The organism is Pseudomonas sp. FW305-28 (assembly GCF_017351395.1).
GTDB lineage: Bacteria > Pseudomonadota > Gammaproteobacteria > Pseudomonadales > Pseudomonadaceae > Aquipseudomonas > Aquipseudomonas fluorescens_AA.
On the sequence record NZ_JACNDD010000051.1, the window covers coordinates 15,403 to 42,382 of the forward strand.

Below are 26,980 nucleotides of genomic sequence, written 5' to 3' on the forward strand. Positions count from 1 at the left end.
CACATTGAAGCGCCGCAGAACGATGTCTGACCACTGTGCCAGGGGATCGATTTAAAGAACGTAGAGAGCACCATGTCCGACCACGATATTTTGAGTGACGCCGAGCGCGAGGCGCTGAGTGCCGTCATGTTGGAACCTGACTTGCCGCCGCAGCGCGTCTTGATCGTTGATGACGATAAGGACGCCCGTGAGCTGTTGTCGGAGATCCTGGCATTGGACGGGATTCACTGCATGACCGCCGCCAGCGGCGAAACGGCACTCAAGATGCTGGAAACCAAGCCGTCGATCGGCCTGCTGATCACCGACCTGCGCATGGGCAATGTCGATGGCCTGGAACTGGTCCGCTTGGTGCGCGAGTCCGAGCGGGCAGCGCTGCCGATCATCATTGTGTCAGGCGATGCCGACGTGAAGGACGCCATCGAAGCCATGCACTTGAGCGTGGTGGACTTTCTGCTCAAGCCGATCGATACCGACAAACTGCTGGGGTTGGTCAAGCATGAGTTGGGGATGGATCTTTAAGACCGTCCGCCGAGGACTGGCGTCATTCAAATGTGGGAGCGAGCTTGCTCGCGATGGCGGCCTGACATTCAACATCTCCATTGACTGCCACACCGCTATCGCGAGCAAGCTCGCTCCCACAGGGGCATGAAAAAGCCCTGATCTTTCGATCAGGGCTTTTTTTGTGCCGCGTCTACCGCTCAATCACAAGCCATTGGCGGCCTTGAACTCGCGACGGCGACGGTGCAGCACCGGCTCGGTGTAGCCGTTAGGTTGCTTCGTGCCTTCGATCACCAGTTCGACCGCCGCCTGGAAGGCGATGTTGCTGTCGAAGTCTGGCGCCAGTGGACGGTACAGCGGGTCGCTGGCGTTCTGGCGGTCGACCACTGGCGCCATGCGCTTGAGGCTTTCCATCACCTGGTCTTGCGTAACGATGCCGTGGCGCAGCCAGTTGGCGATGTGCTGGCTGGAGATACGCAGCGTCGCACGGTCTTCCATCAGGCCGATGTCGTTGATGTCCGGCACCTTGGAGCAGCCGACGCCCTGGTCGATCCAGCGCACCACGTAGCCAAGGATGCCCTGGGCATTGTTGTCCAGTTCGTTCTTGATCTGTTCCGGCGTCCAGTTCGGGTTGACGGCCAGCGGGATGGTCAGGATGTCGTCCACCGAAGCGCGAGCACGCTTGGCCAGTTCGGCCTGGCGAGCGAACACGTCGACCTTGTGGTAATGCAGCGCGTGCAGGGCGGCGGCGGTCGGCGAGGGAACCCAGGCGGTGTTGGCACCGGCCAGCGGATGAGCGATTTTCTGTTCGAGCATCGCGGCCATCAGGTCCGGCATCGCCCACATGCCCTTGCCGATTTGCGCGCGACCTTGCAGGCCGGTGCTCAAGCCGATATCGACGTTCCAGTTTTCATAGGCGCCGATCCACTTCTCGGCTTTCATGTCGGCCTTGCGCACCATCGGGCCGGCTTCCATGGAGGTGTGGATTTCATCGCCGGTACGGTCGAGGAAGCCGGTGTTGATGAACACCACGCGTTCGCTGGCGGCCTTGATGCAGGCCTTGAGGTTGACCGTGGTACGGCGCTCCTCGTCCATGATCCCGACCTTGAGGGTGTTGCGCGGCAGGTTCAGCACGTCTTCGACGCGACCGAACAGCTCGTTGGTGAACGCGGCTTCTTCCGGGCCGTGCATCTTCGGCTTGACGATGTACACCGAGCCGGTGCGGCTGTTGCGGCGCGAGGTGTTGCCGTTGAGGCTGTGGATCGCCGCCAGGCTGGTGACCAGGCCGTCGAGGATGCCTTCCGGCACTTCGTTGCCGTGCTTGTCCAGGATCGCGTCGATGGTCATCAGATGGCCGACGTTACGCACGAACAGCAGCGAGCGGCCGTGCAGGGTCACGCCCGAGCCGTCGACGGCGGTGTAGACACGGTCAGGGTTCATGGTCCGGGTAAACCTCTGGCCGCCCTTGGCGACTTCTTCCGACAGGTCGCCCTTCATCAAGCCGAGCCAGTTGCGATAGATCACCACTTTGTCATCGGCGTCGACGGCGGCGACCGAGTCTTCGCAGTCCATGATGGTGGTCAGCGCGGCTTCCATCAGGATGTCTTTGACGCCGGCGGCATCGGTCTGGCCGACGGGCGTGCTGGCATCGATCTGGATTTCGAAGTGCAGGCCGTTGTGTTTCAGCAGCACGGCGGTCGGTGCCGAGGCATCGCCCTGGAAGCCGATCAACTGGGCATCGTCACGCAGGCCGCTGTTGCTGCCGCCCTTGAGGGCCACGACCAGTTTGCCGTCGACGATTTTATACGCGGTGGAGTCGACATGGGAGCCGGCCGCCAGGGGGGCCGCTTCGTCGAGGAAGGCGCGGGCGAAGGCGATGACCTTGTCGCCACGCACCTTGTTGTAGCCTTTGCCTTTTTCCGCGCCATCGGCTTCGCTGATGGCATCGGTGCCGTACAACGCGTCGTACAGCGAACCCCAGCGGGCGTTCGAGGCATTGAGGGCGAAACGGGCGTTCATCACCGGTACCACCAGCTGTGGACCGGCCATGCGGGCGATTTCGTCATCGACGTTCTGGGTCGTGGCCTGGAAATCCGCCGCTTCTGGCAGCAGATAGCCAATGTCTTGCAGGAAGGCTTTGTAAGCCACGGCGTCGTGGGCCTGGCCGGCACGGGCCTGGTGCCAGGCATCGATCCGCGCCTGGAAATCATCGCGTTTGGCGAGTAGGGCTTGGTTCTTCGGGGCCAGGTCGTGGATGACCTTGTCGGCACCGGCCCAGAATGCGCCGGCGGTGAGGCCGGTTCCGGGAATGGCTTCGTTATTCACGAAGTCGAACAGGACTTTGGCGACCTGCAGGCCACCGACTTGAACGTGTTCAGTCATTGCTTGCCTCACTCTGCTCAGCTATTTCGCTTTTCAGCTCTTCGATTTTGACAATGAAGCCTCGGGACATTTAAACCACAAACCCCGGAACCAGTACATGCCATCGCTGGCGGCTGGGTATTCAAGCCTTGCTGACGGGGCTTTTCAGGGATGCGACTGGCCTTAAGCAGACATCGGTACAACAGGGGTATCACGATTATGTAGTGCGCGCTGCGGCATACTACATGATCAATTGCGGTTGTGAAAATTAGACTAATTGCGTCGTTCCGCGACCGACTAAAGCAGTACAGTCACGGCGCGGCTTCTGATGTTCTCAAAAAAACTGTGGATTGTTCCAGATAAATATTAAAACTTGTACACGATTGGCGTGAGCACACAGCACTTGCGCGTCCTGCCTATACTGTTCCTTCCACCACAAGAGGACTGCGCCATGGACCACCTCGTCATCACTGTTTTCGCCCCGGACAAGCTCGGGCAGGTCGAGCGCATCGCCGAGTGCATTGCCGAACATGGCGGCAACTGGCTGGAAAGCCGCATGGCGCACCTGGCCGGGCAATTTGCCGGGATCGTGCGCTTCAGCGCCCCGGCCGAGGCCCATGAAGAATTGATCGAGGCCTTGCAGGGGCTGGCAGCCCACGGCATCCACGTATTGATCGCTGAAAGCGCCGTTGAGGAGTCCTGCACCTGGAAACCCATCACCATGGAGTTGGTGGGCAACGATCGTCCCGGTATCGTACGGGACATCACCCGGTTGTTGAGCGAGCAGGGCGTCAATGTCGAGCGTCTGGTGACCCATGTCCGGCCGGCACCGATGAGCAGTGAGCTGCTGTTTCATGCCGAAGCGATCCTGGGCGTGCCTTTGACCTTGTCCCTGGAGACCTTGCAGGAACGTCTGGAAACCTTGGCCGATGAGTTGATGGTGGAGCTCAAGCTCAGCGACGAAGTGTAATGAAGGTTATCCAAGGAAAAACTGCGCCTGCCTGTGGATAACCTGTAGAGACCCAGCTCCAGCCCAGGCCCGCCGGGGCTCAGCGGCCAATGATCAAAAAATCACCAGTTTTCAAGGGCTTGTGCACAAACGGCGGGGATCACGCTGTGGATAACCTTGGGAAGGATAAGCGCAGGCCACGGCGCACGTGGCCTGTAGAGGGTTGTGCGTTTTTTGATCAGCTGCGCCGGCGCATGCTGATCACCGCATCGACGCTGTACACCGCCAGCCCGGCCCAGATGAACAGGAACGCCACCAGCGTGCTGGACGACAGGTGCTCACCGAACAGCAGCACGGCGAGCAACAGCACCAGCGTCGGTGCGATGTACTGGAGAAACCCCAGGGTGGTGTAGGGCAAATGCCGGGCCGCGGCGTTGAAGCACACCAGTGGAACCAGTGTCACGGGGCCGGCCGCCACCAGCCACCAGGCTTCGGAGGTGGTCCAGAACGCGGCCTGGGCACTGGTGGCCGTGGGATTGAACAGCAACCAGGCGATGGCGATCGGCACCAGCATCCAGGTTTCCACCACCAGCCCCGGCAATGCCTTGACCGGCGCTTGTTTGCGGATCAACCCATAGAAACCGAAGGTCAGCGCCAGTACCAGCGACACCCACGGCAGGCTGCCCACTTGCCAGACCTGCTGCGCCACGCCGACGGCCGCCAGCCCCACCGCCAGCCATTGCATGCGGCGCAGGCGCTCGCCGAGGATCAACATGCCCAGCAACACATTCACCAGCGGGTTGATGTAGTAACCCAGGCTGGCTTCGAGCATGCGTTCGTTGTTCACCGCCCAGACGTAGGTCAGCCAGTTGGCTGCGATCAGTGTCCCGCTCAGGGCGAGAATCGCCAGGCGCTGTGGATTGTCACGCAGTTCGCGCCACCAGCCCGGGTGCTTCCAGACCAGCAGCAATGCCGCACCGAACAGGGCCGACCACAGCACCCGATGGATGATGATTTCCACTGACGGCACGCTGGCGATGGCCTTGAAGTAGATCGGGAACAGACCCCAGATGATGTAGGCACTCAGGCCCAGGATATACCCGCGACGCGGGTTGGCGGCTTGCATGCAGAATCCTTGCTTAGGCAGCTAACAAAGGGATGATTGTAAGGAGATTTGTCTGGTTGTGCTGTGAACCTTTGTGAGCGTTCCAGCGCAAATCCCTTTGTGGGAGCGAGCTTGCTCGCGATAGCGATGTGTCAGTCGACAGAGGTGTCGAGTGTTCGATCGCCATCGCAAGCTCGCTCCCACAGGGGGACCCGCTGTAGGTCAGAACAGCTTCAACGGCTCTTCATTGAGCGCCGCCAATTGCTCGCGCAATGCCAGCACCTGGTCGCCCCAGTAGCGTTCGCTGCCGAACCACGGGAAGCTGCGGGGGAACGCCGGGTCGTCCCAGCGCCGCGCCAGCCAGGCGCTGTAGTGCATCAGCCGTAGGGCCCGCAGCGGTTCGATCAGCGCCAGTTCACGCGGGTCGAAGTCGTGGAACTCACGGTAGCCGTCCATCAGTTCCGACAATTGCCCCAGGCACTCCTGGCGATCGCCGGCGAGCATCATCCACAAGTCCTGCACCGCCGGGCCCATGCGGCAGTCGTCCAGGTCGACGATGTGAAACACCTCGTCGCGGCACATCATGTTGCCGGGGTGGCAATCGCCGTGCATGCGGATGTTCTGGTGGGGCGTGGCGGCGTAGACCTCTTCGACGCGCTTGAGCAAGTCCCGGGCGACCGACTCGTAGGCCGGCAGCAGGCTGCGGGGAACGAAGCCGCTCGCCAACACGGTGGCCAGTGAATCGTGGCCGAAATTTTTCACGCCCAGGGCTTCGCGATGCTCGAACGGCCGGGTCGCCCCGAGCGCGTGCAGGCGTCCGAGCAATTGTCCCAGGCGATAGAGTTGGTCGAGATTGCCCGGCTCTGGCGCCCGGCCACCGCGACGAGGAAACAGGGTGAAACGAAACCCTGCGTGTTCATGCAGGCTGGCGCCGTTGTGGATCAGCGGCGCCACCACGGGCACTTCGTATTCGGCCAGCTCGAAGGTAAAGCTGTGCTCTTCCAGGATCGCTTCGTTGGTCCAGCGCTGGGGACGATAGAACTTGGCGATCAGCGGCTCGGAATCTTCGATGCCGACCTGGTAGACGCGGTTCTCGTAGCTGTTGAGGGCCAACACGCGGGCGTCGCTGAGAAAGCCGATGCTTTCAACGGCATCGAGCACCAGGTCGGGCGTGAGGGTTTCAAACGGATGGGACATGCTGACTCCTGCGCAGCGGCAGGGCTGCCGCGTCCGGCACAGCATGGTAGCGCAGACAGAGGCAGATAGGTGGCGGCTGTGCTGACGTTATCGCCAGCAAGCTCGCTCCCACAGGGATAGCGGATCCATTGGACTGACTCCAAAAGCCAGATGGGTGTCCAACTTTTTGGGGGCAGTCCAAATTGTGGGAGCGAGCTTGCTCGCGATGAGGCCCTGTCAGGCGCCGATGACCCCGCCATCGTCCCGGGTAATCACCATCACCGAAGACCGCGGCTTGCCGTTGGGCAGGTGCTCAGGGAAGGTCGAACCACCGTTTTCCCCTGGATGCTGGATCCCGACGAACAAGGCTTTCTGGTCCGGGGCAAAACTGATCCCGGTCACTTCGCAGCCCACCGGTCCGACCATGAAGCGGCGGATTTCGCCACTGCTAGGGTCGGCGCAGAGCATCTGGTTGTTGCCCATGCCGGCGAAGTCCCCGGCGTTGCTGGAGTCGCCGTCGGTGAGAATCCACAGCCGGCCAGCCTTGTCGAAGCCCAGGCCGTCGGGGCTGTTGAACATGTTCTGCGGGTTGATATTGGACGACCCGGCTTTCGGCGTGCCGGCGTGTACCGTTGGGTTGCCGGCGACCACGAACAGATCCCAGGAGAAGGTCTTGGCGGCATGATCGTCGCGGTCGGTGCGCCAGCGCAGGATCTGCCCGTAGACGTTCTTGGCCCGAGGGTTCGGCCCGTCCACCGGTTGGCCGTCCTCGCCGCGCTTGGAGTTGTTGGTCAGGGTGCAATAGACCTGGCCGTCTTTCGGGCTGACCACGATCCACTCAGGGCGGTCCATGCGGGTGGCACCCACGGCGCTGGCGGCCAGGCGCGCATGGATCAGCACCTCGGCCTGGTCGGCGAAGCCACTGCTGGCGTCGAGGCCGTTCTTGCCGTGGGTCAACTCGATCCACTGGCCCTTGCCTTTGGGATGGTCCGGGTTGCCGTCGCCGGCATCGAAGCGCGCCACGTACAAGGTGCCGTGGTCCAGCAGGTTGCGGTTGGCCTTGGCATTGCGATGATTGATGCGCTCGCGGCTGACGAACTTGTAGATGAACTCGCCGCGTTCATCGTCGCCCATGTACACCACGGCGCGACCGTCGTTGGTTTGTGCCAGGGCGGCGTTTTCGTGTTTGAAGCGGCCCAGGGCGGTGCGTTTCACCGGCGTGGATTCTGGATCGAACGGATCGATTTCCACCACCCAACCATGGCGATTGAGTTCGTTGGGGTTCTTCGCCAGGTCGAAACGCGGGTCGTACAGGTGCCAGTTGATCTCGCGGCTGGTGACGGTGGCGCCGTAGCGCTTTTGCGCCTCATCGAACTGCAGGTCGGTCTTGCTGCTGCCGAAGCAGTCGGTGAAGTTTTCTTCGCAGGTCAGGTAGGTGCCCCACGGCGTCATGCCGTTGGCGCAGTTCTGGAAGGTGCCCAGCACTTTCTTGCCGCTCTTGTCGGCACTGGTTTTCAGCAGGTCGTGGCCGGCGGCCGGACCACGCAGGCGAATCGGCGTGTTGCCGTGGATCCTGCGGTTGTAGCGCGATTCCTGGACGAACTGCCACTGGCCGCGACGACGCTGGACCTCGATCACCGACACCCCTTCGCTGGCCTGGGCCTTGTGCACGTCTTCGGCCGACTGCGGCTGGCCGCCGTGGGGGAAGAGGTAGCGGTAGTTGGTGTATTCGTTGTTGATCGCCATCAGCGCCCGGTTCTTGTCGCCGGGGAATTCGAACAGGCTCATGCCGTCGTTGTTGTCGCCAAACTGCACTTCCTGTGCACGGGCTGTTCCATTGCCACTGGGATCGAACGCCGGTGCATTTTTCTGCAGCGGCTGGCCCCAACTGATCAGCACCGAGGCCTTGTAGCCCGGCGGCAGCGTGATGGTGTCGGCCGTGGCGGCGGCGATGCTGTTGAAACCCAGCAGCCGGCTGTTGCCTTCGCTCACGGCGGCGGCCAGCACGCTGCGGCTCAGCAGGTTGCCGCCCAGGAACATCGCCGCGCCGCACAGGGCGCCGGCGCTGATGAAACTGCGCCGGCTCAGGCCGACGATCTTTTCCAGGTCGGTGGATTGGTTTTCTTCTAATAGGCTCATCATCAGGCTCCCTGCTGGTTTTGGCAGTCACCTTAAAGCGGGTCGATGAAGCTATTGTTGCAGCGCGCTACAGCGGTGTGCCGAGCAGCACATTTGTCGCTGAAAACGTCACTTGCACCGGTGAGCCGGCTGCCAGGTCCTGCGCTTGCAACTGAAGCGGGTCGGCCAGGGCGCACAGTGTCTGGCCGTTGGGCAGGCCGATGCGCACTTCGCTGGGGCCGTCTTCGGCGGCGTCGACCTGCTCGATCAGGCCGCGCAGCGTATTGATCCCCGGTTTTTCCGCTTGTTCGACGGGGTGCAATTCCAGCCAGCCGGCCTTGATCAGCGCCACCACATCGGTGCCGACAGCCAGCTCCAGGCGCAACGTGCTGTCATGGGTGATCCGCGCTTCGATGACCAGGCCCCGGGCCAGTTCCAGGCGTACCCGGTCGTTGTGCCCCTGGGCCTCGATGCCCAGGACCTTGCCATGCAATTGATTGCGGGCACTGGTGCGCAGCATCAGGCGACTGAGCAGGCCCAGGTCCCCGGCGTCTTCGCTGGCTTCCAGCAGTTGCGCCTGCAGCGCTTGCAGGCGCTGATACAGGCGCAGCACGCGTTGGCCTTCCTGCGACAGCCTCGCGCCGCCACCGCCCTTGCCGCCGACGCTGCGTTCCACCAACGGATGGTCGGCGAGGTTGTTCAACTCATCGATGGCATCCCATGCCGCCTTGTAGCTCAGGCCCGCGCTCTTGGCGGCGCGGGTGATCGAGCCCTGTTCGGCGATGTGCTGCAACAGGGCGATGCGTTGTGGTCGCCGGACGATGTGTTGGGTCAGGAGCGTGGGCAATGACATGACGGCAAACTGCGTGCAAAAGTCGATGAGCGGACGTTGGCGCCTTGGGCGCGGCACGTCAAGCCGGTTCACCGGGTTTCGGCGTGCGGGCCAGGCAATACACATCGACCCGCGCCGCGCCGGCATCGAGTAACAGGGCGGCCAGGGCCTGGGCGGTGGCGCCGGTGGTGAGCACGTCGTCGACCAACGCCAGGTGACGATTGCGTAACGTCGCCTGGGGCGCGAGGGCAAAGGCCTGGCGCAGGTTTTGGCGCCGGGCCCTGGCGTCGAGGGCCTGTTGGGCGGGCGTGTCCTGGGTTCGTCGCAGCAGGTTTTCTTCGCAAGGGATCGCCAGCGGCCCACTGAGCCAGCGGGCCAGCAGTGCCGCCTGGTTGAAACCGCGCTGGCGCAAACGCCGGGTTGCCAGTGGCACCGGTAGCAGTGCGTCGGGCCGTTCCAGCCCTTCGTCGAAATGATGTTGCAGCGATTGCGCCAGCAGTTCGCCCAGCAGCCGGCCAAGGGGCCATTTCGCCTGATGCTTGAAGCGGGTGATCAGGGTGTCTACCGGGAAGTCGTAGGCCCAGGGCGCCAGGACCCGCTCGAAGGCCGGCGGCCACGAGGCACATTGGCCGCAACGCAGTCCGGCCATGGGCAGTGGCAGGGCGCAAATGCTGCATTGATCGCCGAGCCAGGGCAGCTCGCTTTCGCAGGGGGTGCAGATGGGTTGTGGGGTATCCGTGCTTTCGCCGCACAGTAGACAGGATTGCTTGTTTTTTAACCAGATGTAAACCGGCCATTTGTATCGTGGTTGACAGCGCATGACTCTTCCTTAAATATGCCGAACATCCGTGTCGCGCCTGTGGGTATTGCATGCCCCAGGCGCCAGCCAAGCATAATCAAGGAAATGCCCATGAGCGCCAGCACCACTGCCAACCTGCGTCATGACTGGTCTTTGGCCGAAGTCAAAGCACTCTTTGTCCAGCCATTCAATGACCTGTTGTTCCAGGCGCAGACCGTGCACCGCGCGCACTTCGACGCCAACCGCGTCCAGGTTTCCACGCTGCTGTCGATCAAGACTGGTGCTTGCCCGGAAGATTGCAAATATTGTCCGCAGTCCGGTCACTACAACACCGGTCTGGATAAAGAGAAATTGCTCGAAGTGCAGAAGGTCCTCGAAGAGGCTGCGCGGGCCAAGGCCATCGGTTCGACCCGTTTCTGCATGGGCGCGGCCTGGAAACATCCGTCGGCCAAGGACATGCCGTATGTGCTGGAAATGGTCAAAGGCGTGAAGGCCATGGGCCTGGAAACCTGCATGACCCTGGGCCGCCTCGACCAGGAACAGACCGAAGCGTTGGCCCAGGCTGGCCTGGACTACTACAACCACAACCTCGATACCTCGCCGGAGTTCTACGGCAGCATCATCACCACCCGTACCTACAGCGAGCGCCTGCAAACCCTGGCCTATGTGCGTGATTCGGGGATGAAGATCTGCTCCGGCGGCATCCTGGGCATGGGCGAGTCCCTGGACGACCGCGCCAACCTGCTGATCCAGTTGGCGAACCTGCCGGAGCACCCGGAATCGGTGCCGATCAACATGCTGGTCAAAGTCGCCGGCACGCCGCTGGAGAATGCCGAAGACATCGATCCGTTCGATTTCATCCGCATGCTTGCCGTGGCGCGGATCATGATGCCCCAGTCCCATGTGCGCCTGTCCGCTGGTCGTGAAGCGATGAACGAGCAGATGCAGGCCCTGGCATTTTTTGCTGGCGCCAACTCGATTTTCTACGGCGACAAGCTGTTGACCACCGCCAACCCGCAAGCCGACAAGGACATGCAATTGTTCGCACGCCTGGGCATCCAGCCCGAAGCCCGGGAAGAACATGCCGACGAAGTGCACCAGGCGGCGATCGAACAGGCGCTGGTGGAGCAGAAGAGCAGCGAGCAGTTCTATAACGCCGCTGTCTGATTGCTCACCGATCCCCTGATTGGAATGCAAGACCTTGTGGGAGCGAGCTTGCTCGCGATGGCGGTATAACAGCCGACAGAGATGTTGAATGTCATGGCCTCATCGCGAGCAAGCTCGCTCCCACAGGGGATCTCACTCCGTCCATAAATGGTTCACCCCGAGGCCTGCATGCCCTTCGATCTCGCCGCACGCCTGGCTGCCCGTCGTGCCGACAACCTCTACCGCCAGCGCCCGCTGCTCGAAAGCCCCCAGGGCCCGGAAGTGGTAGTGGACGGCCAGCCGTTGCTGGCGTTCTGCAACAACGATTACCTGGGCCTGGCCAATCACCCGCAAGTGATCGAGGCCTGGCGCGCCGGCGCGGCGCGTTGGGGCGTCGGGGGCGGCGCCTCCCATTTGGTGATTGGCCACAGCAGCCCTCATCACGCCCTGGAAGAAGCGTTGGCCGACCTGACGGGGCGTCCGCGGGCGTTGCTGTTCACCACCGGTTACATGGCCAACCTCGGCGCGGTCACCGCGCTGGTGGGGCAGGGCGATACGGTGCTGGAAGACCGCCTCAATCATGCTTCGCTGCTCGACGCCGGGCTGTTGTCCGGTGCGCGTTTCAACCGATACCTGCACAACGATGCCCAGAGCCTGGCCAGTCGCCTGGAGAAAGCCACTGGCAATACCCTGGTGGTCACCGACGGCGTGTTCAGCATGGACGGCGACATTGCCGACCTGCCGGCCCTGGCCCGTGAGGCAAAGGCCCGGGGGGCCTGGCTGATGGTCGACGATGCCCACGGCTTTGGTCCGCTGGGGCCCCATGGTGGCGGTATCGTCGAACATTTCGGCTTGAGCCAGGACGATGTGCCGGTGCTGGTCGGCACCCTGGGCAAGGCCTTTGGCACCGCCGGGGCCTTCGTCGCCGGTAGCGAGGAACTGATCGAAAGCCTGATCCAGTTCGCGCGTCCCTACATCTACACCACCAGCCAACCGCCGGCCCTGGCCTGCGCAACGCTCAAGAGCCTGGAACTGCTGCGCGGCGAGCATTGGCGGCGTGAACACCTGCAGGTGCTGATCCGCCAGTTCCGCCAGGGTGCCGAGCAGATCGGCCTGCAATTGATGGACAGCTTCACGCCGATCCAGCCGATCCTGGTGGGCGATGCGGGTCGGGCCATGCGCTTGTCGCAGATGCTGCGTGAGCGCGGGCTGATGGTCACGGCGATCCGCCCACCCACCGTGCCGGCCGGCAGCGCTCGTTTGCGCGTGACCCTGACCGCCGCCCATAGCGAGGCCCAGGTGCAGCTATTGTTGAATGCACTGGCCGAGTGTTTTGCCCTGTTGGGACCGGAGCCAAGCCATGCGTGATCGACTGATTTTGCTGCCCGGTTGGGGCTTGGGCGTTTCACCGCTGGAACCGCTGGCGGCGGCCTTGCAAGGGCTCGACGAACACCTGCGGGTGGAAATCGAGCCGTTGCCGGCATTGCTATCGAGCGACCCCGATGAATGGCTCGAAGAATTGGACGCCACCGTGCCTCAGGACACCTGGCTGGGCGGTTGGTCCCTGGGCGGCATGCTGGCCTCGGCGCTGGCGGCGCGCCGGGGTGAGCGCTGCTGTGGCCTGCTGACCATGGCCAGTAATCCGTCCTTTGTCGCCCACGAGCAATGGCCGAGCGCGATGGACGGCCAGACGTTCGATGGCTTTCTCGCCGGCTGTGGGGCCGACCCACGCCAGACCCTCAAGCGTTTCAGTCTGCTGTGTGCCCAGGGCTGCAGCGATCCACGCGGGTTGTCGCGGTTGTTGTTGGCCGGGGCGCCAAGCACTTCGCCCGAAGTATTGATGGCCGGGCTCGAACTGCTGGCGCGATTGGACACCCGCGCTGCGTTGCAGAGTTTCCGAGGCCCGCAACTGCATCTGTTTGCCGGGCTCGATGCCCTGGTGCCGGCCGAAGCGGCGGGTGATTTGCTGGTCTTGCTGCCGGATGTCGAAATCGGTCTGATTGAACAGGCCGGCCACGGATTCCTTCTGGAAGACCCTCACGGTATAGCGGCGGCGATCCAGGTTTTTTTGCATGAGTCCGGCGATGACTGATTTGTCTCTCCCTCTATTGCCCGGTGCCTTGCCCGACAAACGCCAGGTAGCGGCTTCGTTTTCCCGGGCAGCGACCAGCTATGACAGCGTGGCCGAGCTGCAGCGCGACGTGGGGCAGCAATTGCTCGGTCGCTTGCCGCCTTCTTTCACGCCGCAACGTTGGCTGGACCTGGGCTGCGGCACCGGCTACTTCACTCGGGCCTTGGGTGCGCGTTTTGGTGCGACCACCGGCCTGGCGTTGGATATCGCCGAAGGCATGCTCAACCATGCGCGTCCCCAGGGTGGCGCCGCGTATTTTGTCGCCGGTGATGCCGAGCGGCTGCCTTTGCAGGCGGCGAGCTGCGACCTGGTGTTCTCCAGCCTGGCGGTGCAATGGTGCGCGGATTTCGCCACGGTGCTGAGCGAGGCCCATCGGGTGTTGAAGCCGGGTGGGGTGTTGGCCTTCACCAGCCTCTGCGTGGGCACTTTGTACGAGTTGCGCGACAGCTGGCGTCAGGTGGATGGCTTGGTGCACGTCAACCGTTTCCGTGCGTTCGAAACGTATCAGCACCTTTGCGCGGCCAGCGGGCTGAATGTCATCAGTCTTGAAATCCGTCCGCATGTGCTGCATTACCCTGATGTGCGCAGCCTGACACATGAATTGAAAGCTTTGGGTGCCCACAATCTGAACCCTGGTCGCCCCGGTGGCTTGACGGGCAGGGCGCGGATTCTCGCGCTGGTTGAGGCCTATGAGCAGTTTCGTCAGGCCCAGGGGCTGCCGGCAACTTACCAGGTGGTCTACGCCGTTTTGGAGAAACCGCTATGAGCAAGGCCTATTTCATTACCGGCACCGACACCGATGTAGGCAAGACCACCGTCGCGGCGGGCCTGCTGCATGCTGCGCGACAGGCTGGGATGAGCACGGCTGCCGGAAAACCCGTGGCCTCTGGCTGCGACGTGACGCCCAAGGGCCTGCGCAACGCCGATGCCTTGGCCTTGCTGGCCGAATGCTCGATACCGTTGACGTATGCACAGGTCAATCCGGTGGCGTTCGAACCGGCAATAGCGCCGCACCTGGCCGCCCGGGAAGCGGGCGTTGCCTTGACGGTGCAGTCGCTACTTGGCCCGATGCGCGAAGTGCTGGCGCTGAACGCTGATTTCACCCTGATCGAGGGCGCAGGTGGTTGGCGGGTACCGCTGGCCGGCCAGGACAATCTTTCCGATCTGGCGATCGCGCTGGGCTTGCCGGTGATTCTGGTGGTGGGCGTGCGCCTGGGTTGCATCAGCCACGCGTTGTTGACCGCCGAGGCTATCGCCCGTGATGGCTTGCAGCTTGCCGGTTGGGTCGCGAACATCATCGACCCGGCCACCTCGCGCCTGGAAGAAAACCTGGCAACCTTGGCCGAGCGACTTCCGGCGCCGTGCCTGGGCAGGGTGGCGCGGATCCAGAGTGTGACGGCCGAAGCCGTGGCCGGACACCTGCAACTGGATCTGCTGGACTGAGCCCCCGCCAAGGTTTTGCCTATGACACGGCACTGTGCCATTAGTGTTTTTGTCGGGCCTTTTCCCTGGGCTTCTGATTCAATGGCCACTGTGGACCCTTCAAGAAGACGAGCTCTGCCATGGAAATCTCAGGAAGTACCGCGTTCTATGCCGGTCTGAGCACGATTCAGACAGGGCAGAACCGCGTCGATCAGGCCTCCGGCCAGATCGCCAACAACACGATCGAGCGTTCGGTCACCAGCCAGTCGTCCGAAGTCCAGGTAGATCGCCTGCGTTCGGTGGATCGTAGCCAGCAGTCGGACCAGGCCGCCAACATGGTCGAAATGGCCCAGGGCAAGTTCCAGGTGCAACTGGGTGCCAACGTCGCCAAGGCATCCGACGAAATGCTCGGGACATTGATCGATACCTTTGCCTGATCCTGTTCTTCAGATTTGCCAAAACGCCGCGATTATTCGCGGCGTTTTTGTCTCTAACGTCTTATTGCTCAACTAATCTTTTCCTACGCGCATCGCGGATTCTTCAGGGCGATGGGTTTCCTGTGTCCGACATTTTTCTCAGGCTGATGACGAACGGCAAAAGATCGGCGCTTGACAAGATTTGGGCGTAAACGTATGTTTCAAACAACTGTTTGACCGCCACAACAAATCCACGCGGTCGTTCATTCCCGGTTACATCAGCAGAGGTTTATCGCTATGCCTGACTACAAGGCCCCCTTGCGTGATATTCGCTTCGTTCGTGACGAACTGCTTGGCTACGAAGCGCATTATCAGAGCCTTCCGGCTTGCCAGGATGCAACTCCGGACATGGTTGACGCCATTCTCGAAGAAGGCGCCAAGTTTTGTGAGCAGGTGCTGGCTCCGCTGAACCGTGTGGGCGACATCGAGGGTTGCACCTGGAGCGAGTCCGGCGTGAAAACCCCGACCGGTTTCAAGGAAGCCTACAAGCAATTCGTCGAAGGCGGCTGGCCGAGCCTGGCCCACGACGTCGAGCATGGCGGTCAAGGCCTGCCGGAATCCCTGGGCCTGGCGGTCAGCGAGATGGTCGGTGAAGCCAACTGGTCGTGGGGCATGTACCCGGGCCTGTCCCATGGCGCGATGAACACGATTTCCGAGCACGGTACGCCCGAGCAGCAAGAGGCCTACCTGACCAAGCTGGTTTCCGGTGAATGGACCGGCACCATGTGCCTGACCGAACCGCATTGTGGTACCGACCTGGGCATGCTGCGCACCAAGGCCGAGCCTCAGGCCGACGGTTCCTACAAGGTTTCCGGTACGAAGATCTTCATTTCGGCCGGTGAACACGACATGGCCGACAACATCGTCCACATCGTACTGGCACGCCTGCCGGATGCACCGGCTGGCACCAAGGGCATTTCGCTGTTCATCGTTCCAAAATTCCTGCCTAACGCCGACGGCTCCATCGGCCAGCGCAACGCGGTGAGCTGTGGTTCCCTGGAACACAAGATGGGCATCCACGGCAACGCCACTTGCGTGATGAACTTCGACGCGGCCACCGGTTACCTGATCGGCCCGGCGAACAAAGGCCTGAACTGCATGTTCACCTTCATGAACACCGCACGCCTGGGTACTGCGCTGCAAGGCCTGGCCCATGCCGAGATCGGCTTCCAGGGCGGCCTGAAATATGCCCGTGATCGCCTGCAAATGCGCTCCCTGACGGGCCCGAAAGCGCCAGACAAGGCCGCCGACCCGATCATCGTGCACCCTGACGTGCGTCGCATGCTGCTGACCATGAAGGCCTTCGCCGAAGGTAACCGGGCGATGGTGTACTTCACCGCCAAGCAGGTCGACATCGTCAAGTACGGCGTGGACGAAGAAGAGAAGAAAAAAGCCGATGCGCTGCTGGCGTTCATGACGCCGATCGCCAAGGCCTTCATGACCGAAGTCGGTTTCGAATCGGCCAACCATGGCGTGCAGATCTACGGCGGCCACGGCTTCATCGCCGAGTGGGGCATGGAGCAGAACGTTCGCGACAGTCGTATCTCGATGCTGTACGAAGGCACCACCGGCATCCAGGCCCTCGACCTGCTGGGCCGTAAAGTGCTGATGACCCAGGGCGAGGCACTCAAGGGCTTCACCAAGATCGTCCACAAGTTCTGCCAGAGCAACGAAGGCAACGAAGCGGTCAAGGAGTTCGTCGAGCCCCTGGCTGCGCTGAACAAGGAATGGGGCGAGCTGACCATGAAGGTCGGCATGGCGGCCATGAAGGATCGTGAAGAAGTGGGCGCGGCATCGGTGGACTACCTGATGTACTCCGGTTACGCGTGCCTGGCCTATTTCTGGGCCGACATGGCGCGCCTGGCAGCGGAAAAACTCGCCGCCGGCACCACCGAAGAAGCCTTCTACACCGCCAAGCTGCAGACCGCGCGCTTCTACTTCCAGCGCATCCTGCCGCGCACCCGTACCCACGTGGCAACCATGCTGTCGGGCGCGAACAACCTGATGGACATGAAAGAAGAAGACTTCGCGCTGGGTTACTAAGCCTTACGCGGTTCTTTGAAAAAAGCCGCTGCTTCTTCGGGAGCAGCGGCTTTTTTTTGCGCCGCCGACAAACACGCGCCTCAAGCACCAGCAGGCTTCAAGTCGCCGAATTTCCCACTGTGGAAATCCAGCCTCGTGCTTCAAATTCCGTCACCTGTCCCTGCAACGCGTCGAAACGGTCCATAGCGGCCCATTTGTTGTGGTTTTTGGAATAGATAAGTCAATTTCATCCCGTTTATTCACAGACGGTCAATCGACATCATGGGGTTGTGGGCTGACAACCTTCGCTCCATGTGGGTCGGCCGGTGCCGATCCCGTGAAACCAGCTTTATCGCACGTACCGGAAAGGAATTGACCATGAACGTGAACACCACTCTTGCGGCCTGGCGCCTGATCGCCATTGGCGATCGCTTCCTGCGTCGTATCGCCCTGTCTGGCCTCTTGACGTCACGGCGGGTACTTGCGACCCGGGAGGTGAGTCATGGCCAATAATGCATTTTTCACTCATCTGAAGGTGGTGGTGGGGGAGTCGGTCATTGCGTCATTCGCCGCCACCCTGAGCGTGATGGCGCTGGAGGTTCCGGTGTGGGCCATGTTTGTCGGGTGGATTTCATTCTTTACCCGCGGGCTCAACCTCAAGCAAGGGGCGATCAACCTGGCCTGCGTGCTGATCGGCGTCATTCTGGGGATCGGTGCGGCCCAGGCCATGGCTGCCCTGACGCCTGTTCTGGGCAGCTATGCCATCAGTGCAGTGGTGTTCGCCATCACGGTCATTGCGCTGTCTTTGGCCAAGGCGCCGGTGTTCAACAATCTGCTTGGTTTCTTCCTAGGGCTGGTGGCGTATTTCGCTTCGCACCAACCCCCGTCGCTCACAACCTTCGGGATGCTGGCCCTGGCCGGGACGCTGGGAGCGACAGCGGCCCTGCTGGCGCATTCGCTGCAAAAGCGGGTTCGCCAGGGCGCTGGTCATTGACGCGGGGAGTCCAGCATCTCGCCAGCAAGTGCCGGCCGCGTTAGCGGGTGGCTCTGAAAACCTCATTCACAAAAAGGACTACCGAGATGGACACGTCACAACGTAAATCCGCGATGACCTCCATGGAAACCACCGCCTCCCAAGAGCGCCTGCTGTTTCCGGCGCTGGATGGGCTTTACACCCGTGCGGAGCCCGTTTTGTATGCAGTGCTGCGGTTTGCGTTCGGCGTTGTCATGTTCACCCACGGCCTTCCAAAAGCCCTGGGGATATCCCACGGTTCCATGGCGGATCCCATGGCGGGCTCCATCAACCTGATCCAGAACGTCATGGGCCTGCCGTTCGCCGCGCAATGGGCGGTTCTGGTCATGCTTCTTGAAACGGTCGGTGCGGTCATGCTGGCTGTCGGTCTGTGGGCGCGCCCGGTCGCGTTCATGATGGCGGTGCAAATGGTGGCTATCAGCTACGCGCTTGGCCCCACTTGGCCGTGGATCGATCGCGGCATTGAGTTTCCCGTATTGATGGGATTTCTTGCGCTCTATATTGCCGTGCGCGGTAGCGGCCGCTTTGCCGTGGATCGCAAGCTCAGGTTTTCCATCTGAGCAGGCGCAGTTGTTTGCATGAAAATTCTGTAACAACAATTGCTCCGACAAAGCCTTAAGAAAACCTCCCGCCCTGCCGTTACAGCGATGGCAGTGTGACATCTGTCACATCTCGCGTGCCTTACTGTTCCAATTGCAGGCACAATGCCATCTTTGATCAGCCGGGTCGGAGCTTTACCCTTGCCGCGTTCTTCCGCTGTACGTTTGAGCCATTTCCTACCGTCGTTGCTGTTGTTGGTGGCGGGGCTTGCGGCTGCCTACGTCAAGGATCTCAACGTTTTCTTCACCTCGCTGTTCAACGTTCTCCCGACGCTGGTGCTGTTGCTAGGCGGGGCGTATTGCGCGGTCTACCGACGTCAACGTGAACTGTTTCTGATGGTCACGGTGTATATCGCCTACTTTCTCTTGGATACCCAAACCGACTTTTATCGCGATAACGGCAAGGTGCGCGAAGACGCGGCGGTGGTGTTCCATCTCGTCTGCCTGTTGTTGCCGCTGTTGTTCGGGCTGTTCGCCGCGTGGCAGGAGCGCACCCACCTGTTCCAGGACATGGTGGCGCGGTTTGCGGTGTTGCTGGTCTTTGGCAGTGTGGCGCTGGCCTTGGAGCAGAGTTTCCCCCAGGCCTTGTTGTTGTGGCTCTCGGAGATCCGCTGGCCCGCGTTGCACGGTGCCTGGATGAGCCTGATCCAATTGTCCTACCCGATGTTCGCCGCCGCGTTCCTGCTGTTGGCCTGGCAATACTGGCGCAATCCCCGGCCATTGCACGCGGCACAACTGGTGGGTTTGCTGGGGTTGTTCTGGATGCTGCCCAAGACCTTTATCCTGCCGTTCACCCTGAACATCATGTGCAGCCAGGTCATGTTGATGATCGCCGCGGCGGTCGCCCACGAGGCCTATCAGATGGCCTTCCGTGACGAACTCACCGGCCTGCCGGGCCGGCGGGCACTGAACGAACGCATGCAGCGCCTGGGGCGCAACTATGTGTTGGCGATGAGTGACGTGGACCATTTCAAGAAATTCAACGACACCCATGGCCACGACGTGGGCGATCAGGTGCTGCGCCTGGTCGCCAGCAAGTTGTCGAAGATCGGCGGTGGCGGTAGGGCGTATCGCTACGGCGGTGAGGAATTTGCCCTGGTGTTCGCAGGCAAGACCATCGACGAGTGCATGCCCCATCTGGAAGTCATCCGCCAGTCCATCGAGACGTATGCCATCCAGCTGCGCAATCCCGATAGCCGTCCCCAGGACGATCAGCAAGGCCGCCAGCGTCGCTCCGGCGCGGGTGCTTCCAGCGTATCGGTGACGGTCAGCATCGGTGTCGCGGAGCGCCTTGAGCAGCGCACGCCCGAAGAAGTGCTCAAGTCCGCCGACCAGGCGCTGTACAACGCCAAGGGCGCGGGGCGTAACTGTGTGGTTGCCTTCGGCCAGAACCGCCGCGGCGCGGTGCGCATGGAAGCCGCCGCGGGTTGAGTGATGACGGCGCATTCAGCGTCTGGACTGTGATTGTGGGCCAGGGTGGCCGGCAGTAGGTTGGAACGATCTGCTACCGGAGAAAACCACCATGCCCGAGTACAAAGCCCCCCTGCGCGACATGCGCTTTCTGATCGATCACGTCTTCGATTTCCATGGCCGTTATGCCGAGCTGGGTGCCAGCGATGCCAGCCCGGACATGGTCAGCGCGATCCTCGAGGAAGGCGCCAGATTCTGTGAAAATGTGCTGGCGCCGCTCAATCGCTCCGGTGACGAAGAGGGCTGCCATTTCGACAACGGCGTGGTCACCACGCCTACAGGCTTCAAGCAGGCTTTCGCACAGTACGTGGAAGGCGGCTGGCACGGCTTGGCGGCAGATCCGGCGTATGGTGGCCAAGGCTTGCCCAGCTCCCTGGGCCTGGTCATCAGCGAGATGATCGGTTCCAGCAACACGTCCTGGGGCATGTACCCGGGTCTGACTCACGGTGCCATGTCGGCCATTCATGCCCACGGCACTGAAGAGCAGAAACAGGCCTACCTGAGCAAACTCACCGCCGGCCAGTGGACCGGCACCATGTGCCTGACCGAAGCCCACTGCGGCACCGACCTGGGCATCATCAAGACCCGCGCCGTGCCCCAGGCCGACGGCAGCTACGCGATCTCCGGCAGCAAGATTTTCATCTCCGCCGGCGAACATGACATGAGCGATAACATCATCCACCTGGTGCTGGCCAAGCTGCCGGACGCCCCCGCCGGGACCAAGGGCATCTCGTTGTTCATCGTACCCAAGTTCCTGCCCGAGGCCAGCGGTGAGGCGGGGGGGCGCAATGGCGTTTCCTGTGGCTCGATCGAACACAAGATGGGCATCAAGGCCTCGGCCACTTGCGTGTTGAATTTCGATGGGGCCAAGGGTTTCCTGATCGGCGAGCCGAACAAGGGCCTCAACTGCATGTTCACCATGATGAACCACGCCCGGCTTGGCACCGGCATGCAGGGCCTGTGCCTGGGGGAGGCGAGCTTCCAGGGCGCGATCAAATACGCCAACGAGCGTCTGCAGATGCGCGCGCTGACCGGCCCCAAGGCACCGGAAAAAGTCGCGGACCCGATCATCGTCCATCCCGATGTGCGCAGGATGTTGTTGACCATGAAGGCCTTCAACGAAGGCAACCGGGCGCTGACGTATTTCACCGCGCAACTGCTCGATACCGCCCACCTGAGCCCGGACGACACCGCGCGCCAGGAGGCCGAGGACCTGCTGGCGTTTCTTACCCCGATCTGCAAGGCCTTCATGACCGACACCGGGCTGGAGGTAACCAACCACGGCATGCAAGTGTTTGGCGGCCACGGCTTCATCCGCGAGTGGGGCATGGAGCAGTTGGTGCGCGACTGCCGCATCGCGCCGATCTACGAGGGCACCAACGGTATCCAGGCCCTGGATCTGCTGGGGCGCAAGGTGCTGGGTAGCCAGGGCAAGTTGTTGCTTGGCTTCACCAAGATTGTCCATAAGTTCTGCGCTGCCAATGCGCAACATCCGCAGCTCAAGGAGTACGTCGCGCAACTCGACGGGCTCAACCAGCAGTGGGGCGAGCTGACCACTCGGGTTGGCATGGCCTCCATGAAGAATCCGGATGAAGTGGGTGCCGCCTCGGTGGACTACCTGATGTACAGCGGCTACATCATCCTGGCCTATCTGTGGTTGCGCATGGCCTTGGTGGCCCAGGCGCAACTCGACAGCGGCAAGGGTGACGGCGATTTCTGCCAGGCCAAACTGGCGACCTGCGAGTTCTACTTCAAGCGCCTGCTGCCACGTACGACCGCCCATCGGGCTGCGGTCGAGGCCGGGAGCGAGTGTTTGATGAAGCTGCCGGCAGCGTTGTTTGCCCTCTGACGGAACCGTGGCGAGGGCGCTTGCTCCCGCTGGGCTGCGCAGCAGCCCTTTTTTTGTGAGTGCTGCGCACTCGAGCGGGAGCAAGCTCTCTCGCCACGGTTAATCTCTAAAATCCTGCGGTGACTAAAAATAACAAAACAGTCATGGGTTGACCCTATGTGTCGCAAAAGTTGTTGAGGTACACTCGGGTCATTGCGAAACCGTCTTTTACGAACCCAACTGTTTAGATCCTGCGAGGTTTGCCATGGCTGACTACAAAGCGCCCCTGCGCGATATGCGCTTCGTCCTCAATGAAGTGTTCGAGGTCGCGAAGCTCTGGGCCCAATTGCCGGTACTGGCCGACACCGTGGACGCTGAAACGGTCGAAGCGATCCTCGAAGAAGCCGGCAAAGTCACCAGCAAAAGCATCGCCCCCCTCAGCCGCGCCGCTGACGAAGAAGGTTGCCACTGGGCCAACGGCGCCGTCACCACGCCGGCAGGTTTCCCACAGGCCTACCAGACTTACGCTGAAGGCGGTTGGGTCGGTGTCGGTGGTGATCCGGTGTACGGCGGCATGGGCATGCCCAAGGCCGTTTCGGCCCAGGTCGAGGAAATGGTCAACTCCGCCAGCCTGTCCTTCGGCTTGTATCCGATGCTGACCGCCGGCGCCTGCCTGTCGATCAATGCCCATGCCAGCGAAGAACTGAAGGCGGCGTACCTGCCGAACATGTACGCCGGCGTCTGGGCCGGTTCCATGTGCCTGACCGAGCCTCACGCGGGTACGGACCTGGGGATCATCCGCACCAAGGCCGAACCTCAGGCCGACGGTTCCTACAAGGTCAGTGGCACGAAGATTTTCATCACCGGTGGCGAGCACGACCTCACCGAAAACATCATCCACCTGGTGCTGGCGAAACTGCCAGATGCACCGGCGGGCCCCAAGGGTATCTCGCTGTTCCTGGTGCCCAAGTTCATGGTCAATGCCGACGGCAGCCTGGGCGCGCGCAACGCGGCCAACTGCGGGTCGATCGAACACAAGATGGGCATCCAGGCGTCCGCCACCTGCGTGATGAACTTCGACGAAGCCGTGGGCTACCTGGTGGGTGAGCCGAACAAAGGCCTGGCGGCGATGTTCACCATGATGAACTACGAGCGTCTGGGGGTTGGCATCCAAGGCCTGGCCTCCGGCGAGCGTTCCTACCAGAACGCCGTCGAATATGCCCGTGACCGCCTGCAAAGCCGTTCGCCCACTGGTGCGCAGAACAAGGACAAGGTCGCTGACCCGATCATCGTCCACCCCGACGTGCGTCGGATGCTGCTGACCATGAAGGCCTCGAACGAGGGTGGCCGGGCATTTTCCACCTACGTGGCGATGCAACTGGACACCGCCAAGTTCAGCGAAGACCCGGTCACCCGCAAGCGCGCCGAAGACCTGGTGGCGTTGCTGACCCCAGTGGCCAAGGCATTCCTGACCGACCTGGGCCTGGAAACCACGGTCCATGGCCAGCAGGTGTTCGGCGGCCATGGTTACATTCGTGAATGGGGCCAGGAGCAACTGGTGCGTGACGTGCGCATCACCCAGATCTACGAAGGTACCAACGGTATCCAGGCGCTGGACCTGGTAGGGCGCAAGATCGTCGGCAGTGGCGGAGCGTTCTACCGGTTGTTCGCCGATGAAATCCGCCATTTCACCGCCACCGCGAGCAGCGACCTGGCGGAGTTCACCAAGCCACTGAACGATGCGGTCGGTACGCTGGATGAGTTGACCGATTGGTTGCTGGACCGGGCGAAGAACAACCCGAACGAAATCGGCGCCGCTTCGGTGGAGTACCTCCAGGCGTTCGGCTACACCGCTTACGCTTACATGTGGGCGTTGATGGCCAAGGCGGCTTTTGGCAAAGAAAACCAGGATGATTTCTACGCGAGCAAACTGGGCACGGCGCGGTTCTATTTCGCTCGCCTGCTGCCGCGCATTCACTCCCTGAGTGCTTCGGTGAAAGCTGGCAGCGAGTCGCTGTTTCTGCTGGAGCCCGGGCAGTTCTAAAAACTGACATTGTGTAAGCAAAAGCTTACACAATGTGCTGGCGTTTTCCCTCTATCGGCAGATTGGATCCAGGGCTAATCTACTTCACATGGACGCCGCGCAGGACGCGCAAAAGTAACAACATGGACACGTAGGATTCTGCCAGGACGGCGGAGTGAAATGGATGTCAGGGAAACAGTCTGCAAAGCCCCGCTTCGGCGGGGTTTTCTTTTGCCTGGATTTTTTGTTCCTTGGCAGCGCGCCCTACTCCGGGCTGCTTCTGCTTGCGTTTCACTGAACCCTGACGAGCGGCTTGAGGTCAATGAGCTATGTGGCAATTTGGCCATCGTCGATCAGGGAGTCATCCATGGATTTCATTCGCATTATTATCGCCATCCTGCTGCCGCCACTGGGGGTGTTCCTGCAAGTCGGTTTCGGCGGGGCGTTCTGGCTGAATATCCTGCTGACGCTGTTGGGTTACATCCCTGGCATCGTGCATGCGGTGTACATCATCGCCAAGCGCTGAATTCATCGGTCATAAAATCCCCCTGTGGGAGCGAGCTTGCTCGCGATAGCGGTGTGTCAGTCCACGGAAATATCGACTGGACTACTGCTATCGCGAGCAAGCTCGCTCCCACAGTTTGTCTGGCGTCCTACAGATCGCCATCCATCACCTTGCGATAGAACAACCACTCATGTTCCAGCGCATGCGCCTGGTTCGCGGCTTTGCGAAAACCGTGGCGCTCATCCGGATAGTAGTGCGCCTCGACGGCCACGCCGTTGGCCTGTAAGGCACTGACCATGTCGCGGGTTTGCTGCGGCACCACCACGGCGTCCAGTTCACCCTGGAAAAAGATCACCGGCACACGGATGTTCCCGGCGTGCAGCAGCGGCGTACGGGCGCGGTAGCGTTCGACGTCCTGTTGCGGATCGCCGATCAGCCAGTCCAGGTAATCACCTTCGAACTTGTGCGTGGCCCGGCCGAGGGCGACAGGGTCGCTCACGCCATAGAGGCTGGCGCCGGCACGGAAGACCTCATGGAACGCCAAGGCGCAGAGGGACGTATAGCCGCCGGCACTGCCACCCCGAATGAACGCATGACGGCCGTCGATCAGGCCTTGTTCATCCAGGTAGGCGACCACCGCGCAGGCATCCTCGACATCCACCACGCCCCAGTTCAAATGCAATGCCTGCCGATAGGCCCGGCCATAGCCGCTGCTGCCGCGGTAATTGAGATCGGCAACGGCAAAGCCACGCTGGGTCCAATACTGGATACGCGGATCGAACAGGGGATAACAGGCCGAGGTGGGGCCGCCGTGAATGAACACCACCAGGGGCGGCTTCGCCTGTACATTCATGGCCGGGTAAAAGAACCCGTGGGCCTCACCTGACCCGGATGGATAACGCAGGGTGCGAGGACGGCTGATCTGTTCGACGGGCAATGGCGCGACGCCGCCGGCCAGCACCGCCACGTCATGACTATGCCGCTCGATGGCAATGACCGCCGACGGGCCGGTCGGCGAGGCGGCAATGGCGTAGATGAACCGCTCATCCAGCGCCAGGCTGCGAAAGCGGGTATAGGTGCCGGTAAAGTCATCGCTGGCGTGGTCTTCGCGACACAGGCCCAGGCGCCCGAAACCCGCTTCGGTCCAACTCGCCAGGTACGTGTGTTCATCCTGCGGCAGCCAGGTACAGCCACCCAGTTGCCATGGCGCCGGGGCGTGATCGGCTTCGGCGGCGGGCAGTGGTTCCAGGCCTTGGGCCGACTCCTTCCAGGGCTGCCAATAACCACCGCGATCACTCAGGCAATAAAGGCGACCGGCCGCGTCGAAGCGCGGTTGCTGAATGGACTCTTGCTCACCCTCGCCGGCCACACAGCGTGGCTCGCCCCAACCCGAAGCATTGCGTTCGGCCAACATCAACCGCGTGGCTGTCCAGGGTTGATGCGGGCGGCTCCACTCAACCCAGGCGAGCCGCTGGCCGTCCGGGCTCAGGGTCGGCGAAGCGTAGAAATCGGCGCCTTCAACCAGTAGATGCCGTTGATGATCCGCCAACCCGATCGACACCAGGCGATGCTGGTTGGCTTGTTCTTCCACCGCCAACACCTGGCCACCGGCAAAGCCGAGGTCCCCGTAGCGGCACTCACCGGAGGTCAGCGCCACGGGCTGCCCGTCGCTCAGCGATTGGTGGTACAACTGCTGGTCGGTCTCATTGACGAACAGCACGCCGTCACGGCTCAGGCAGAACGACCCGCCGCCGTATTCATAGACCCGGCTGCGCGCGCTGAACCCGTCCGGCGTCAAACAGCGGGCCTGGGCATCTTGCCAATGCCAGATCCGGCAGGCGCCGTCCGCGGGGCGGTATTCATTCCAGAACAAGCCCAAGGGCCCGACCTGCAGTTCGGCGAAGTCAGTGCCGGCGGCAACGGCCTGGGCGGCGCTGAAAGGCTCAGCCTTTGGCGATGAGGCGCGAGTTTCGTTCATTGCGAAAGGCCAACTGTTCAATGGTTTGCGTGGCGTGCTCGGCGTCTTCACGGGCCTGGAGAATCACCCCGTGGTGTTCGGACTTGCTGCACACCGGGTCGGCGTTACTGGCGTCCCCCGTGAGCATGAACGCCTGGCAGCGGCAACCGCCGAAGTCCTTCTCTTTTTCATCGCAGGAGCGGCACGGTTCGGGCATCCAGTCATAACCGCGGAAACGGTTGAAGCCGAACGAGTCGTACCAGATGTGCTGCATGCTGTGGTCGCGCACATTGGGAAACTGCACCGGCAGCTGTCGGGCACCGTGACAGGGCAATGCCGTGCCGTCCGGCGTGACGGTGAGGAAAATGCTGCCCCAGCCGTTCATGCAGCCCTTGGGGCGCTCTTCATAGTAGTCCGGCGTGACGAAGATCAGCTTGCACGGATTGCCTTCGGCTTCCAGCTTGGCGCGGTATTCATTGGTGATGCGCTCGGCGCGCACCAGTTGCTCCCGGGTGGGCAGCAGGCCGACA

At 61.9% G+C, this 26,980-nt stretch carries 24 protein-coding genes; 16 read left to right on the forward strand and 8 right to left on the reverse strand.

Annotated features, from left to right (window positions below):
* Positions 1 to 72: 72 nt before the first annotated feature.
* A complete protein-coding gene (locus J4E53_RS13905) occupies positions 73 to 519 on the forward strand; it encodes a response regulator (RefSeq protein WP_060740319.1) in 447 nt (148 codons plus the stop codon).
* 183 nt (positions 520 to 702) lie between these two features.
* On the opposite strand, the gene J4E53_RS13910 is transcribed toward J4E53_RS13905, so the two are convergent.
* Positions 703 to 2,880, reverse strand: coding sequence for a malate synthase G (locus J4E53_RS13910; protein WP_103309913.1), 2,178 nt, complete (start codon positions 2,878 to 2,880; stop codon positions 703 to 705).
* Positions 2,881 to 3,310: 430 nt separating this feature from the next.
* Here J4E53_RS13910 and J4E53_RS13915 point away from each other — a divergent pair, with 430 nt between their 5' ends.
* Positions 3,311 to 3,829 carry a glycine cleavage system protein R gene (locus J4E53_RS13915; RefSeq protein ID WP_103309914.1) on the forward strand — a complete coding sequence of 173 codons (519 nt, stop codon included), beginning with the start codon at positions 3,311 to 3,313 and terminating at the stop codon, positions 3,827 to 3,829.
* Between the two features lie 217 nt (positions 3,830 to 4,046).
* Here the strand turns inward: J4E53_RS13915 and rarD are convergent, their stop codons facing one another.
* From rarD to J4E53_RS13940, 5 genes are all read right to left on the reverse strand, one after another.
* The gene (gene rarD, locus J4E53_RS13920; protein ID WP_103309916.1) at positions 4,047 to 4,934 is read right to left on the reverse strand and encodes an EamA family transporter RarD; all 888 of its coding nucleotides are present in this window, start codon (positions 4,932 to 4,934) and stop codon (positions 4,047 to 4,049) included.
* 201 nt (positions 4,935 to 5,135) lie between these two features.
* Positions 5,136 to 6,110 (reverse strand): serine/threonine protein kinase, encoded by a 975-nt coding sequence (locus J4E53_RS13925; protein ID WP_060740323.1) that lies wholly within the window; start codon positions 6,108 to 6,110, stop codon positions 5,136 to 5,138.
* A 216-nt stretch (positions 6,111 to 6,326) separates the two neighbouring features.
* On the reverse strand, positions 6,327 to 8,228 hold the full coding sequence (locus J4E53_RS13930) for a PhoX family phosphatase (RefSeq protein WP_103309917.1): 1,902 nt from the start codon (positions 8,226 to 8,228) through the stop codon (positions 6,327 to 6,329).
* A 67-nt stretch (positions 8,229 to 8,295) separates the two neighbouring features.
* Entirely contained in the window at positions 8,296 to 9,060 is a 765-nt protein-coding gene (locus tag J4E53_RS13935) for a TOBE domain-containing protein (protein WP_103309919.1), read from the reverse strand.
* 58 nt (positions 9,061 to 9,118) lie between these two features.
* The gene (locus J4E53_RS13940) at positions 9,119 to 9,859 is read right to left on the reverse strand and encodes a ComF family protein (protein WP_103309920.1); all 741 of its coding nucleotides are present in this window, start codon (positions 9,857 to 9,859) and stop codon (positions 9,119 to 9,121) included.
* 90 nt (positions 9,860 to 9,949) lie between these two features.
* Between J4E53_RS13940 and bioB the strand changes: the two genes are divergently transcribed.
* The 14 genes from bioB (at position 9,950) to J4E53_RS14005 (ending at position 24,514) form a co-directional block, all read left to right on the forward strand.
* Positions 9,950 to 11,005: a biotin synthase BioB gene (bioB, locus tag J4E53_RS13945; protein ID WP_014340550.1), complete on the forward strand. Its 1,056-nt coding sequence runs from the start codon at positions 9,950 to 9,952 to the stop codon at positions 11,003 to 11,005.
* Positions 11,006 to 11,173: 168 nt separating this feature from the next.
* The gene (bioF, locus tag J4E53_RS13950; protein ID WP_103310487.1) at positions 11,174 to 12,352 is read left to right on the forward strand and encodes an 8-amino-7-oxononanoate synthase; all 1,179 of its coding nucleotides are present in this window, start codon (positions 11,174 to 11,176) and stop codon (positions 12,350 to 12,352) included.
* On the forward strand, positions 12,345 to 13,076 hold the full coding sequence (locus J4E53_RS13955) for an alpha/beta fold hydrolase (RefSeq protein WP_103310488.1): 732 nt from the start codon (positions 12,345 to 12,347) through the stop codon (positions 13,074 to 13,076). Before bioF ends, J4E53_RS13955 begins: the two co-directional genes overlap by 8 nt.
* Positions 13,069 to 13,881, forward strand: a complete 813-nt coding sequence (gene bioC / locus J4E53_RS13960; protein ID WP_103310490.1) for a malonyl-ACP O-methyltransferase BioC — start codon at positions 13,069 to 13,071, stop codon at positions 13,879 to 13,881. Before J4E53_RS13955 ends, bioC begins: the two co-directional genes overlap by 8 nt.
* On the forward strand, positions 13,878 to 14,558 hold the full coding sequence (bioD, locus tag J4E53_RS13965) for a dethiobiotin synthase (protein WP_060740330.1): 681 nt from the start codon (positions 13,878 to 13,880) through the stop codon (positions 14,556 to 14,558). Before bioC ends, bioD begins: the two co-directional genes overlap by 4 nt.
* 119 nt (positions 14,559 to 14,677) lie before the next feature.
* Positions 14,678 to 14,974: a hypothetical protein gene (locus J4E53_RS13970; RefSeq protein ID WP_060740331.1), complete on the forward strand. Its 297-nt coding sequence runs from the start codon at positions 14,678 to 14,680 to the stop codon at positions 14,972 to 14,974.
* A gap of 276 nt (positions 14,975 to 15,250) precedes the next feature.
* On the forward strand, positions 15,251 to 17,056 hold the full coding sequence (locus J4E53_RS13975; protein ID WP_092202715.1) for a phenylacyl-CoA dehydrogenase: 1,806 nt from the start codon (positions 15,251 to 15,253) through the stop codon (positions 17,054 to 17,056).
* 357 nt (positions 17,057 to 17,413) lie between these two features.
* Positions 17,414 to 17,548: a hypothetical protein gene (locus J4E53_RS30775; protein WP_256587242.1), complete on the forward strand. Its 135-nt coding sequence runs from the start codon at positions 17,414 to 17,416 to the stop codon at positions 17,546 to 17,548.
* Complete coding sequence (locus tag J4E53_RS13980; protein WP_103310492.1) at positions 17,538 to 18,029, forward strand: DUF1097 domain-containing protein; 492 nt, start codon at positions 17,538 to 17,540, stop codon at positions 18,027 to 18,029. Before J4E53_RS30775 ends, J4E53_RS13980 begins: the two co-directional genes overlap by 11 nt.
* 86 nt (positions 18,030 to 18,115) lie before the next feature.
* A complete protein-coding gene (locus J4E53_RS13985; RefSeq protein ID WP_256587243.1) occupies positions 18,116 to 18,628 on the forward strand; it encodes a DoxX family protein in 513 nt (170 codons plus the stop codon).
* A gap of 180 nt (positions 18,629 to 18,808) precedes the next feature.
* Entirely contained in the window at positions 18,809 to 20,098 is a 1,290-nt protein-coding gene (locus J4E53_RS13990; RefSeq protein WP_060740334.1) for a GGDEF domain-containing protein, read from the forward strand.
* 91 nt (positions 20,099 to 20,189) lie between these two features.
* Positions 20,190 to 21,986, forward strand: a complete 1,797-nt coding sequence (locus J4E53_RS13995; RefSeq protein WP_103310494.1) for an acyl-CoA dehydrogenase C-terminal domain-containing protein — start codon at positions 20,190 to 20,192, stop codon at positions 21,984 to 21,986.
* A gap of 244 nt (positions 21,987 to 22,230) precedes the next feature.
* Complete coding sequence (locus J4E53_RS14000; RefSeq protein ID WP_103310495.1) at positions 22,231 to 24,009, forward strand: acyl-CoA dehydrogenase C-terminal domain-containing protein; 1,779 nt, start codon at positions 22,231 to 22,233, stop codon at positions 24,007 to 24,009.
* 346 nt (positions 24,010 to 24,355) lie between these two features.
* Positions 24,356 to 24,514: a YqaE/Pmp3 family membrane protein gene (locus J4E53_RS14005; protein WP_003177654.1), complete on the forward strand. Its 159-nt coding sequence runs from the start codon at positions 24,356 to 24,358 to the stop codon at positions 24,512 to 24,514.
* Positions 24,515 to 24,641: 127 nt separating this feature from the next.
* Here J4E53_RS14005 and J4E53_RS14010 read toward each other — a convergent pair whose 3' ends face one another.
* Together J4E53_RS14010 and J4E53_RS14015 are read right to left on the reverse strand one after the other, a co-directional pair.
* Complete coding sequence (locus J4E53_RS14010) at positions 24,642 to 26,471, reverse strand: S9 family peptidase (RefSeq protein ID WP_103310497.1); 1,830 nt, start codon at positions 26,469 to 26,471, stop codon at positions 24,642 to 24,644.
* Positions 26,437 to 26,980: SPASM domain-containing protein (locus J4E53_RS14015; protein ID WP_207268151.1), on the reverse strand; the 544-nt coding region annotated here is incomplete at its 5' end. The genes J4E53_RS14015 and J4E53_RS14010, both read right to left, overlap by 35 nt.

What these genes read in the sequence shown, in the direction of transcription:
- J4E53_RS13905 (WP_060740319.1), top strand. Translation starts at nt 73, where the DNA reads ATGTCCGACCACGATATTTTGAGTGACGCCGAGCGCGAGGCGCTGAGT.
- J4E53_RS13910 (WP_103309913.1), bottom strand. Translation starts at nt 2,880, where the DNA reads ATGACTGAACACGTTCAAGTCGGTGGCCTGCAGGTCGCCAAAGTCCTG.
- J4E53_RS13915 (WP_103309914.1), top strand. Translation starts at nt 3,311, where the DNA reads ATGGACCACCTCGTCATCACTGTTTTCGCCCCGGACAAGCTCGGGCAG.
- rarD (WP_103309916.1), bottom strand. Translation starts at nt 4,934, where the DNA reads ATGCAAGCCGCCAACCCGCGTCGCGGGTATATCCTGGGCCTGAGTGCC.
- J4E53_RS13925 (WP_060740323.1), bottom strand. Translation starts at nt 6,110, where the DNA reads ATGTCCCATCCGTTTGAAACCCTCACGCCCGACCTGGTGCTCGATGCC.
- J4E53_RS13930 (WP_103309917.1), bottom strand. Translation starts at nt 8,228, where the DNA reads ATGAGCCTATTAGAAGAAAACCAATCCACCGACCTGGAAAAGATCGTC.
- J4E53_RS13935 (WP_103309919.1), bottom strand. Translation starts at nt 9,060, where the DNA reads ATGTCATTGCCCACGCTCCTGACCCAACACATCGTCCGGCGACCACAA.
- J4E53_RS13940 (WP_103309920.1), bottom strand. Translation starts at nt 9,859, where the DNA reads ATGCGCTGTCAACCACGATACAAATGGCCGGTTTACATCTGGTTAAAA.
- bioB (WP_014340550.1), top strand. Translation starts at nt 9,950, where the DNA reads ATGAGCGCCAGCACCACTGCCAACCTGCGTCATGACTGGTCTTTGGCC.
- bioF (WP_103310487.1), top strand. Translation starts at nt 11,174, where the DNA reads ATGCCCTTCGATCTCGCCGCACGCCTGGCTGCCCGTCGTGCCGACAAC.
- J4E53_RS13955 (WP_103310488.1), top strand. Translation starts at nt 12,345, where the DNA reads ATGCGTGATCGACTGATTTTGCTGCCCGGTTGGGGCTTGGGCGTTTCA.
- bioC (WP_103310490.1), top strand. Translation starts at nt 13,069, where the DNA reads ATGACTGATTTGTCTCTCCCTCTATTGCCCGGTGCCTTGCCCGACAAA.
- bioD (WP_060740330.1), top strand. Translation starts at nt 13,878, where the DNA reads ATGAGCAAGGCCTATTTCATTACCGGCACCGACACCGATGTAGGCAAG.
- J4E53_RS13970 (WP_060740331.1), top strand. Translation starts at nt 14,678, where the DNA reads ATGGAAATCTCAGGAAGTACCGCGTTCTATGCCGGTCTGAGCACGATT.
- J4E53_RS13975 (WP_092202715.1), top strand. Translation starts at nt 15,251, where the DNA reads ATGCCTGACTACAAGGCCCCCTTGCGTGATATTCGCTTCGTTCGTGAC.
- J4E53_RS30775 (WP_256587242.1), top strand. Translation starts at nt 17,414, where the DNA reads ATGAACGTGAACACCACTCTTGCGGCCTGGCGCCTGATCGCCATTGGC.
- J4E53_RS13980 (WP_103310492.1), top strand. Translation starts at nt 17,538, where the DNA reads ATGGCCAATAATGCATTTTTCACTCATCTGAAGGTGGTGGTGGGGGAG.
- J4E53_RS13985 (WP_256587243.1), top strand. Translation starts at nt 18,116, where the DNA reads ATGGACACGTCACAACGTAAATCCGCGATGACCTCCATGGAAACCACC.
- J4E53_RS13995 (WP_103310494.1), top strand. Translation starts at nt 20,190, where the DNA reads ATGCCCGAGTACAAAGCCCCCCTGCGCGACATGCGCTTTCTGATCGAT.
- J4E53_RS14000 (WP_103310495.1), top strand. Translation starts at nt 22,231, where the DNA reads ATGGCTGACTACAAAGCGCCCCTGCGCGATATGCGCTTCGTCCTCAAT.
- J4E53_RS14005 (WP_003177654.1), top strand. Translation starts at nt 24,356, where the DNA reads ATGGATTTCATTCGCATTATTATCGCCATCCTGCTGCCGCCACTGGGG.
- J4E53_RS14010 (WP_103310497.1), bottom strand. Translation starts at nt 26,471, where the DNA reads ATGAACGAAACTCGCGCCTCATCGCCAAAGGCTGAGCCTTTCAGCGCC.